At 67.8% G+C, this 9,726-nt stretch carries 9 protein-coding genes and 2 pseudogenes; 5 read left to right on the top strand and 6 right to left on the bottom strand.

Annotated elements, in window-relative coordinates:
• The coding region (locus tag ABZ910_RS07670; protein ID WP_361360613.1) for a TetR family transcriptional regulator at nt 1-337 on the bottom strand (337 nt) is incomplete at its 3' end.
• A gap of 50 nt (nt 338-387) precedes the next feature.
• Here ABZ910_RS07670 and ABZ910_RS07665 point away from each other — a divergent pair.
• Entirely contained in the window at nt 388-537 is a 150-nt protein-coding gene (locus ABZ910_RS07665) for a hypothetical protein (RefSeq protein ID WP_361360611.1), read from the top strand.
• Nucleotides 538-871: 334 nt separating this feature from the next.
• Here the strand turns inward: ABZ910_RS07665 and ABZ910_RS07660 are convergent, their stop codons facing one another.
• The 3 genes from ABZ910_RS07660 to ABZ910_RS07650 all read right to left on the bottom strand — a co-directional run bounded on the left by ABZ910_RS07660 (nt 872) and on the right by ABZ910_RS07650 (nt 3,343).
• Nucleotides 872-997 (bottom strand): HNH endonuclease, encoded by a 126-nt coding sequence (locus ABZ910_RS07660; protein WP_361360609.1) that lies wholly within the window; start codon nt 995-997, stop codon nt 872-874.
• A 223-nt stretch (nt 998-1,220) separates the two neighbouring features.
• Nucleotides 1,221-1,805: a TetR family transcriptional regulator gene (locus ABZ910_RS07655; protein ID WP_361360607.1), complete on the bottom strand. Its 585-nt coding sequence runs from the start codon at nt 1,803-1,805 to the stop codon at nt 1,221-1,223.
• Nucleotides 1,806-1,837: 32 nt separating this feature from the next.
• Nucleotides 1,838-3,343, bottom strand: coding sequence for an MFS transporter (locus tag ABZ910_RS07650; RefSeq protein ID WP_361360605.1), 1,506 nt, complete (start codon nt 3,341-3,343; stop codon nt 1,838-1,840).
• Between the two features lie 380 nt (nt 3,344-3,723).
• Between ABZ910_RS07650 and ABZ910_RS07645 the strand changes: the two are divergent.
• From ABZ910_RS07645 to ABZ910_RS07630, 4 genes and pseudogenes are all read left to right on the top strand, one after another.
• Nucleotides 3,724-4,023 (top strand): annotated as a pseudogene (locus tag ABZ910_RS07645) (3-hydroxyacyl-CoA dehydrogenase NAD-binding domain-containing protein); the annotation flags it as partial.
• A gap of 576 nt (nt 4,024-4,599) precedes the next feature.
• Complete coding sequence (locus ABZ910_RS07640) at nt 4,600-4,773, top strand: hypothetical protein (RefSeq protein WP_361360635.1); 174 nt, start codon at nt 4,600-4,602, stop codon at nt 4,771-4,773.
• A pseudogene (locus tag ABZ910_RS07635) lies at nt 4,742-4,813 on the top strand (hypothetical protein); the annotation flags it as partial. The gene ABZ910_RS07640 and the pseudogene ABZ910_RS07635, both read left to right, overlap by 32 nt.
• Nucleotides 4,814-4,978: 165 nt before the next feature.
• On the top strand, nt 4,979-6,220 hold the full coding sequence (locus ABZ910_RS07630; protein ID WP_361360603.1) for a TetR family transcriptional regulator: 1,242 nt from the start codon (nt 4,979-4,981) through the stop codon (nt 6,218-6,220).
• A 279-nt stretch (nt 6,221-6,499) separates the two neighbouring features.
• On the opposite strand, the gene ABZ910_RS07625 is transcribed toward ABZ910_RS07630, so the two are convergent.
• Nucleotides 6,500-8,950, bottom strand: coding sequence for a SpoIIE family protein phosphatase (locus tag ABZ910_RS07625; RefSeq protein ID WP_361360601.1), 2,451 nt, complete (start codon nt 8,948-8,950; stop codon nt 6,500-6,502).
• A gap of 447 nt (nt 8,951-9,397) precedes the next feature.
• The gene (locus ABZ910_RS07620) at nt 9,398-9,550 is read right to left on the bottom strand and encodes a hypothetical protein (protein WP_361360599.1); all 153 of its coding nucleotides are present in this window, start codon (nt 9,548-9,550) and stop codon (nt 9,398-9,400) included.
• Nucleotides 9,551-9,726: the final 176 nt, after the last annotated feature.

Genomic DNA, 9,726 nt, shown 5'->3' with positions numbered 1-9,726 from the left:
CCTGCGCTGGTGAGGCGTCGGGGCGCTCCAGTTGGGCCCAGCCGGTCAGGCGCAGGACCTGGGGATTGTCCAGGAGGTAGTCGAAGAGGTTGCCTACGCAGCCGGGGAGGTCGTCGGCAGTGAACGGAACGGCCCTGGCCAGATCTGCCAGGCTGTTGGCGACTACGAGGTCGAAGAGGTCGTTCTTGTTGCCGAAGTGGACGTAGATCAGGCGCTTGTTCGCCTGGGCGGCCTCGGCTATGCGGTCCACGCGGGCACCCGCCAGCCCGAACTGGGCGAACTCGTTGTGCGCGGCTTTGAGCAGGCGCTTTTTGGTGGCAGTGGCGTCCGGCGGCATGAGTAGAGAGTAGTCCGTTCGGTAACTACACGGATAGTGAGGTTCGCCATGTGCAGACGGCGGTGGGCCGGTGGGGGCGCACCGTACCCACCTCGCTGCTCATGCTGCCCAACACCGACGTCGGCGTCGTGACCGGAAACGGCCCGCAGACGGTCGACATCCAGGCGCTGGACATCCGAGGCAAGGTCGGCAGGCGCTAGAAGCCGCGTGCCGCGGGCGGCGGCGTCGCCTCACACACCGCCCTCGCTGTTGCACTGGACCTGCTGGATGCGCCGTGACGACGCACCGCACGCCCCGACCAGCGGCCCGTACCGGATCCGCCGCAAAATGGCCTTCCTTCTCACCTCCGGCGTGCCTGAGTGGGACGCGCAGATCGCCATCGACCTCCCCGACCGCCTCGTCAGAGTCTGCCGAGAACCGCATAAGTTGGGTAGCCGGATCACGTTGCCGTGACCCGGGCCCTCAGGACCGGACGTGCCGGTCATCCCGGCATCCGGCTCAAGCAAGCCCTAGGGGCTTCGCAGGTCAGCAGGGTCATGTGGTCCGCTCGCCGTCGCCCGCATGGTGCTGGCGGTGGCATTCGGAGTGCACGAGGCGAAGGTTGGTCCCTTCGTCCGTGCCGCCGTTTCGCCGGTAGGTGAAGTGAGGCGTGTGGAGCATCTTCTTCGAGGCCGCGAACCTCCTCGCAGACCGCCATGCGGTACATCATCGCGGCCCACCCCGAACGAACCGCGAAGCTACCCCGATGAGGACGAGTAGCAGCCACCAACTCGTACACAGTGGGCCCAGGATTCAGGAGTCGCGTACGAGTTCCCACGACCCGGCGTCCAGGAATCACGGAACCCGCGCGGGAGGGAGAGGCGTGAGGCGTCACGGGGAGGAATCATGTTGCGGTCGGTTCCTCTGCGGAGAGAAGGGCGAGGAGACTGCTCAGCTGCTCCGGTGACGCGGCGGACAGCGCAGCAAACATACCGCTGGACCGTAGAGCGATAACGCCGACCAGGCATGCCATCAGCGTTTCGGCTCGCATAGCCGGGTCGGAGACGCCTTCTGCGGCCAGCTGCTCGGTCAGCGGCTCGACCAGACGGCTTCTCACCTCTTCGGCAGCGGTGCCACGCGCGGCATCGTCGGAGGTGGACAGGAGAAGAGCCTGGACGAGTGGACCGGGAGTCTGCCGCTGGTCGACGCGGCGCAATGCCTCCATGGCGAATGAGACGAAATCCGTCGCCAGTTCGGACCCCACCTGCCAGCTGTCTTTGTCGACAGCTGCCTTGTGTAGTGCGGCCTTGCTGCCGAAGTACCGGGCAATGAGAGACCCGTCCACGCCGGCTTGTTGACCAATTTCGCGCAGCGTGACCTGTTCATAGCTGTACCGCCCGAAAAGATCCTGTGCCGCTTCCAGGAGTGCGGCCCTGGTCGCTTCCGCATCACGTTTCCGGCCGCGCCCCCTCCCCTGGTCAGCATGCATGTGTCCTCCGTCATTCGCACCGAGCAGTAGCCTTAGTCCTGTTCCACCACAGGCGCTCCGCCTGCGACCGTGACGCTGGGCTCCGAGGAAGCAGCAGAGCCCCTCCGGCCAGGGATCACGATCGCAGCAAGCGCTCCCAGCAGGGATACCGCTGCTGTCACCCAAAGGGCGACCGAGTACGCGTGCTCGAGCGGAACGGCGTCACCAGCGGGCGTGTACGCGATCATGATGGCAGAGATGGCTGCGCTGCCGACCGACCCGCCGACCGTACGAAGCACCTGGTTGAGACTCATTGCACTGCCGGTCTCGGCCGCTGGGACGCTGCGAACGATCAGCACGGGCATCGCCGCGTAGGCCGCGCCCACACCGGCGCCCAGGAGGAATGTGCCGATGAGGAGCACGACGAGTTCTTGTCGCCACAAGGCGAGTACCACCAGGTCGAGGCAGCAGAGCGCAGCGCCCAGCGGCAGGATCCGGTACAGCCCGAACCTGCCGACCAGGGCGGAGGCCAGACGATTGGCGAGCAGACTGCCCAGAGCGATCGGCATCAGGACGAGGCCGGCGAGCGCCAGCGACAGGTGGAGGCCGTATCCCGCACCCGAAGGAACCTGGGTGTAGAGGTTCACCAATGACAGCCCCGAGTACATTCCCACTCCCATGAGCAGCGCAGTCACGTTCGCTGCTAGCACCGCCCGATGACGCACCAGCCGGAGAGTCACCAGCGGGTGGTGGGTCCGCAGGGCATGGAACACCCACACCGTGAGAAGCACGACACCAGCGCCCGCACCGATCCAGGTAGCGGTCGACTTCAGACCCCAATGGGAGATCTGGCTGAGCGTCAACAGGACTGCGCCGAGGCCCGAGCACAACAGCACGGCTCCGACTGTGTCCAACGGCCGGTGGGGAACCGCAGACCCACGCGGCACCAACCACGAAACGATCGTCAAGGAGCATGCCGTCAGCAGGGCGGCGAACCAGAACCCGGCATGATAGTTGAGATATTGCGCGATCAATCCGGTGATCGGGTAACCAATTCCCGCCCCGACTGACGTCGTGATCGAAAGAGAAGCCACACCGCTGCGCAGTAGGGCTGGTTGCAGGTGCTCGCGCGCGACCGCGATGGTCAGCGGCACCAGGCCCATGCCCACCCCCTGCAGTGCCCGACCTGCAATGAGCACGGGGAAATTGGGTGCCAGGGCGGCCAGCAAGCTTCCTGCGAGCACTGCCGCAAGAGCGCCTTGGATGGATCCCTTGCGACGCGGACCGTCACCGAGGCGACCCAGAATCGGCCCCGATATCGCACCGGCGAGCAGTGTCACCGTGAGGATCCACTGGGCGGTACCGAGCGAGACGTTCTGTTCGTGGGCGATGGTCGGCACCATCGGCGCCCCGAGGGTGCTGATGACGGAGACCGACAACGCCGTGAACATGAGCGCCGACAGCAGGGCCCTGCTGTGCCTGGTGGCACTGTCCTGCTGCTTGGCGCGGGGCTGTTCGCGCATCGAGTTGACCGTGCACAACCCCGTGTCGGTATCCATGGTCGGAATCTCCTCACACCAGATGTCAGCGCTCGATGTCATCGTTCAATGACAAGCGTATACCTTGCTTGTCGCGAATGGGTGTGCAGCACAACTTGAAGGGGTGTTCATTTCGAACACCAGTGTGGGTTGGGGGCTTGCCGGCAGCTCAGCCTCAGGGGTGCATGCCAGGAATCGGAGGATGCCTGTTGGGCAGGCACGGGGCGCGGCGCCGGCGTTGCCACCGGCCCGATCCTCCGTGCCGCTCGGCGAACCCGGCATGCCGTCCACCTTCTTGTCGGCCGGGGTGAGCCCGTAGCGGTGGTGGTTCGCTTGTCGATGTCCAGGCCCAGGAAGACGCGCATCCACGTCATGCAGACCTACCGCCCGCGCCCCGCCGGGCGTTGGGCGAGAGCGTCGGGGTCAAGCAGAAGGTATTCCGCCAGATCGAGGACATCGTCGCCCCTGGCGCGGTCCTCGGTTCCAACACCTCCACGTTGCCGATCACCGGCCTGGCCGAGGGAGTGCAGGACCAGGAGAACTTCATCGGCCTGCACTTCTTCTCACAAAAGATGGCGCTCCTGGAGATCCTTGTGGGGGAGAGGACGTCGGATGCGGCGCTGGCCAAGGCGATCGACCTCGCCAGGCAGATCCGCAAGACTCCGATCGTCGTCAAGGACGGCCGCGGATTCTTCACCAGTGGGGGCGCTGGCTCAGTCGAAGGACGGCTTGCGGTCCCGGGTCCGCTTGAGTTCGAAGAAGCCGTCCGTTGCGGCCACGGCGAGCAGGCCGTCCCAGAGCTGTCCGGCGGGTTCGCCGCGGGGCGCCGGGGTGACGGAGCCGAACAGGGTCGTACCGGCGATTCGCAGGACGGGGATCCGACGCCGAGACCGACCTCGTCGAACGCCTCGTGATGCGAGTCCTTGATGAGCTGGTCGAACTGTGTGCTGATGGCCACCGCGGCTAGCGAAGCCGGCATTCCGACTTCGGCCGGGGCTTCGGTGATCACCATGAGGTCTGTGCTCTGCGGTGCGTCGCCCGGCTCGGAGTGGTGCTCGACCAGCCCGCAGAGCATCCCCGACTGCCGGGTTCACTCAGCTCTACGGGATGACTGAGCTGTCAGTGGCCACGATGCTGTCCCGGCCGATCATGAATCCCGGAGCTGCGCCGCTCTGCGGGGCGCAGCTCCCCGCACTCCGAGGTGCGCATCGTAGATCCAAGGGCATAGAGGTGCCGCGAGGCGAGGTGGGCGAGTCGTCGTACGCGGCGATCACGTGATGCTCGGCTACTGGAACCGGCTGGAGGAGACAGCGACCGTTCCGGAGAGCGGCTGGATGCACACCGGTGACGGCGGGCTCATGGACGAGCACACCTACGTTTTCATCGTGGACCGAATCAAGGACATGATTGGGTCTCGTCGTGGTACTGCACCATGGTCAGAGCGCGACTGAGACGGAGCTGTGTGATGCCTGCCGCGAGACCATCGCGGGTTACAAGGTGTCGCGAAGCGTGGAGTTTGTCGAAGTCCTGCCGTTGTCGGGGGCTGGCAAGATCCTCAAGTGGGAGCTGCGGAGAAAATACTGGCCGGACGGCGAATTCCAGGTTCGCTGGGGCCGCAAGGCCTGAACGGCAAGTACCCAGGACCAGGAGGAGACGGTGACGGTCGACACGGAGGCAACCGCACCTCCCGCACGCGGCACGCGCCCTCGCAACCGACGGGAGCTGATCGTCGCAGCGGCACGCGAGCTGTTCTACCGCAACGGCTACGCGAACGTGGCGATGAACGATATCGCCACAGCCGTGAACATCAGGTCCTCGGCCCTCTACCGGCACTTCCGCGGCAAGCAGGAACTGCTGTACGCGGTCGTCGCCGAGGCGCTGGAGTCCTGCCTGGCCGGGCTGCATGCAGCCCGGCCAGGCGACCTCGACACACTGGTCCGCGATTTCGCCGAGACCGCCCTGGCCCGGCGCGAGCTCGGCGTGCTGTGGCAGCGGGAAGCCCGGCACCTGCCCGCCGACCAGCACGCCGAACTCGGCGAGCAGCTGCATGCCGCACGCCGCGCCCTCATGGAGCAGCTGACCGCCAACCGACCGCGACTGGACACCGCCCACGCGGAACTGCTTGCCTGGTGCACGCTCGCCGTCGCGGTCAGCGTCGCGTACCAGCACGTGGAGCTGCCCTCGCCCGACTACCCGGACCTCGTCGCGCGCCTCATGCACTGCGTCGCAACGGCGGACTTGCCCGACCTCGGCGAGCACGTCGGCCAACGCCCAGGCCGCGCAAAGACGTTGACGCACCGGTCTCGCCGGGAGAGCCTGCTGGCCGCAGCAACCGAGCTGTTCGCCGAGCGTGGCTACGCCTCGGTGAGCCTGGAGGAAACCGGCGCCGCAGTCGGCATCGCCGGGCAGAGCATCTACAACCACTTCTCCAGCAAGCATGAGATCCTCGCGACGGCCATGAACCGCAGCACCGAACGGCTGTGGCTCGACCTGGCCGAGGTACTCGCCTCGACTCAGGACCACGCGGACGCGCTGCGTCTCCTAATGCTGCGGTACACCCAGTTTGCGCTGGCTCACCGGCACCTGGTGACGCTGGTCGTCACCGAAACGACGCACCTCCAGGACGAAGAGCGGCATAGCACGCGCCAGCTCCAACGCGATTACATCGAGGAGTGGCTGCACCTGATGCTCGCCCTCCACCCGGGCATGTCACGGGAGGAGGCCCGCGTCCGCGTACAGGCCGTCCTCACCATCGTCAACGATGTCGTCCGAACGCCCCGGCTCCGTACCCGGTCGGCAATCGCCCAGAACCTGCATCAACTCGGCTGCGCCCTCCTGGGACTGGACAGCAGCCCGCGATCGGAAGGACGGCCTGGCGCAGGTAGTCGGCGGACGTGAGGGGGCAGATCAGGCCGTCGGCGACGTCGCCGACGGCCTGGATCATCAGCGGGCCGACGGCCGGTGATCCACAGCGGGGGGTGCCCTGCAATAGCGCCTCGGGGGCGAACTTCGGGGTCAGGTCCCGGGCACTGCGCCCAGAACGCCGCCCCGCTCGAAGTCCCGACGGATCCGAGGCCGCCCCGGCGAACGCATCGCCTGACGCCCCATCAACGTCTTCATCCACCCCGCTGGTCTTCCCCTGCAATACCTCCATGATCAGGTGTTACGACGACTGGTTCAATCCACCGCATGAAGCCCGACGGCTGTGGTGAGGCACTGTTCGGCCCAAATGGTCTTTCCGCTCTGGCCATAGCGGCTGCCCCAGCGGGTGCTGAGCTGGGCGACGAGGAACAGGCCGCGGCCTCCCTCGTCGCTCCAGCGGGCCCGGCGCAGGCGGGGCTGGGTGTTGCTGGGGTCGGTGACCTCGCAGACCAGGACGTTCTGGCGGATCAGCCGCAGACCGATGGGGCCACCGGCGTAGCGGACGGCGTTGGTGACCAGCTCGCTGACGATCAGCTCGGTGGTAAAGGCCAGCTCGTCCAGCCCCCAGGCGGCCAGCTGGCGGGCGGTGGCCTCGCGGGCCTCGGCGACGACGGCCGGGTCTGCGGGGAACTCCCAGCTCGCGGTGGACTGCGCCGGGACAGCCCGGGTGCGGGCCAGGAGGCAGGCGGCGTCGTCGCGGGGTGGGGCATCGCCGAGGTCGGCCAGCAGCACGCGGCCGGTGTCCTCCAGGGCGCGGCCGGAGCCGGGGCCGGCGAGTGCCGTCAGGTGGTCGGTCAGCCACTGCAGGCCGCCGTCGATGTCGCCATCGTCGCGTTCGATCAGGCCGTCGGTGTACAGGGCGAGGACGCTGCCGGGCTCCAGGTCGATAGTGGTGGTCTCGAACGGCATGTCGCCCACCCCCAAGGGTGGACCGGGGGAGACGTCGAGCACCGCGACGGTGCCGTCGGGCCGGACCACGACAGGCGGTGGGTGGCCGGCGCTGGCCAGGGCGCAGTGGCGGGCGACGGGGTTGTAGACGGCGTACAGACAGGTGGCACCGATGGTGTCCTCGTGGCCGGGGTCGGCCTCGCCGGCGAGTTGCTGGACGAGGTCGTCGAGGTGGGTGAGGAGTTCGGTGGGGTCGAGCTCGAGGTCGGCGAGGGTGCGGACAGCGGTGCGCAGGCGGCCCATGGTGGCGGTGGCAGGCAACCCGTGGCCGATCACGTCCCCGACGACCAGCGCGACCCGCAGGGAGGGCAGGGGGATGACGTCGTACCAGTCGCCGCTGATGCCGGCCCCGCCGCCGGCGGGCCGGTAGAGGCCCGCGGTCTCCGCCGCCGGGGTGTCGGTGGTGGCCGGGGGCAGCAGGCGCTGCTGAAGGGCGATGTTGGCGCGGTGCTCGCGCGTGTAGCGGCGGGCGTTGTCCACGCTCAGCGCGGCCCGGGAGGCGATCTCCGCCAGCACATCCGCGTCCGCCTCGTCGAACGGCTCCGGCTGCTCGGTTCGCCAGACGGTGACAGATCCGAGGACCAGGCCGCGCGCGAACAGCGGAGCCCACATGGCCGAGTGCCCGCCTTCGGGGACGAACAGCCGGTGCTGTGTCGGGTCGGCGAGCACAGAGGGTACCTTCGCCGGGTCGAGGAGGACGGCCCGGACGTCCTGGACGTCCCGCAACGCGGCTGTGGACAGCAGCAGGGGTACCCCCTCTGCTGACAGCAGTGGGGGTACCGCCGCGCCGGGCTGGAGGAGAGCGGCGGGCCAGGGGCCGGTGGCCGAGGCCACGGCGGTCCGCTGCATGCGCCACTGACCGCCGCCAACGAGCTTCGGAGGCTCCTCACCCTCGAGCACGGCCTCGGCCAGGCTCACATAGGCCACGTCCCCAAGGGTCGGGACAAGGACGTCCACGAGATCCTGGGTGGTGCGCTTGACGTCAAGGGAAGCGCCGATGCGGAGGGCGGCCTCGTGGCTCAGGTCCACGCGGCGGCGGGCCTGCTGATACTCGGTGGCGTCGGTGAATACGGCGGCGATACCCGTGGGGCCGCCTTTCGCGTCCTCCATCCGGAAGGCGGACAGGGACATGGTCCACTGCCGTCCGGGCACGTGCGGCGACCGCACCCGCTGCTCTCGGTCGATCAGCGGCACGCCGGTGTCCAGCACTTGGTGCAGCGCCGCTTCGACGTCCTCGGCGTCCTCGGCGGCGATGACCTCGCGCAGCCGTGTGCCGACAGGCAGGGCCAACCCGCCGAACATGTCGGGCGTGACATTGGTCCGCACCACGGTCAGGTCGGTGTCGTGGATGCCGACCCCGATCCGGTCCTGGGCGAGCAGCGCGTGCAGGAAAGCCGCGCTCTGTTCCCAGTCGGTCACGTGCCGAGCGGGAGCGGCCAGCAGGAGGAACTCGGCGGAGGGGGCCAACGGCAGCACCCGGAAGGCGACCTCGATCGCGTTCCCGGAGCGGTGCCGGAGCACCGTTTGCCCCGCCGCTGGTGTCGTGGTTCGGCCGATCCTGGCCCACCCCGCATGCTCGGTGGCCTCGGCGAGCAGGGCCCGGACCGGGCGGCCGCAGACCTCTTCGGCTGTCCGGTCCAGCAGCTCTGCGGCCTCCTGGGACCAGCGAAGCACGGTGCCCTCGCTGTCGAGCACGGCCGTCGCGATGCCGGCGAATGAGAATCTCTGCCCTCCGGCATGAGGGGTAGACACGCTCATCTTGCTCCTCGCCCTCGGTGGCCCACCTTGCCGGTCAGCGTGTCCATTATGAGCTGATATAGGAAGTTTCATCACCAGGATCTATCGGTCGATGCTCCTGCTGAAGTCGCGCGTGCTGGTATGTGGAGTTGCTGAGACTGTTCGCCTCACGCCACTGCGGAGTCGTTCGGCATTGCCGCCCGAGGTGATGAGTAGGGCGGCGGTGCCCGGTCGACTGTCGCCCTTACGAGTCCGCCGCTGTACGCCGGCGCGGACGGATCTGTCTGTCAGGGGCTGACCGAACACGGCGACGCGCTCATGGGGATCACCTGTGGCGTGTCGCTCCAGTCGCACGCGTTCGCCGAACGCAACGCCGAGCTCCGCGCCCGCGGCATGACTCCGATCTAGGTACGCGTCCCCGCAATACCGGCCGCCTGATCTACCGCATGCTCGTGACGCAACAGACCGTCAGGACCTTAGGCGGCGACCGGTCGTCGATCCGATCCGGCCTTCCTGAACCACCTCGTCCCGCGGGTCGAGCATGGCGAACCGTTGAGCCGGGATGCCGGTGTCGCGCTTGTCGGTGAGCCGGGCTTCCGGGGTCTCCACCTGGTGATGCATCGTCTCCGGCGAGTTATGGCCTGAGGTGGGCGATCAGCCGCCTGCGGCGGAGGAAGGTCTCAAGGCAGGGGGGAGCGCTCACGCTCCTCCCTGTGCTTGTGGTCACATCGCCATCGCCTACTGTAATTTACTAGGACGTCCTAGTATCTCTTCAGCCAGCATTCCCCTGTCCCGTC

It is taken from the genome of Streptomyces sp. NPDC046805, from assembly GCF_040645355.1.
Lineage (GTDB): Bacteria > Actinomycetota > Actinomycetes > Streptomycetales > Streptomycetaceae > Streptomyces.
The sequence above is the reverse complement of the archived record's forward strand: the minus strand, read 5'-3'. Positions and strand labels throughout refer to the sequence as shown.

What these genes read in the sequence shown, in the direction of transcription:
- ABZ910_RS07640 (WP_361360635.1), top strand. Translation starts at nt 4,600, where the DNA reads ATGCTCGGCTACTGGAACCGGCTGGAGGAGACAGCGACCGTTCCGGAG.
- ABZ910_RS07650 (WP_361360605.1), bottom strand. Translation starts at nt 3,343, where the DNA reads ATGGATACCGACACGGGGTTGTGCACGGTCAACTCGATGCGCGAACAG.
- ABZ910_RS07660 (WP_361360609.1), bottom strand. Translation starts at nt 997, where the DNA reads ATGCTCCACACGCCTCACTTCACCTACCGGCGAAACGGCGGCACGGAC.
- ABZ910_RS07655 (WP_361360607.1), bottom strand. Translation starts at nt 1,805, where the DNA reads ATGCATGCTGACCAGGGGAGGGGGCGCGGCCGGAAACGTGATGCGGAA.
- ABZ910_RS07625 (WP_361360601.1), bottom strand. Translation starts at nt 8,950, where the DNA reads ATGAGCGTGTCTACCCCTCATGCCGGAGGGCAGAGATTCTCATTCGCC.
- ABZ910_RS07620 (WP_361360599.1), bottom strand. Translation starts at nt 9,550, where the DNA reads ATGCATCACCAGGTGGAGACCCCGGAAGCCCGGCTCACCGACAAGCGC.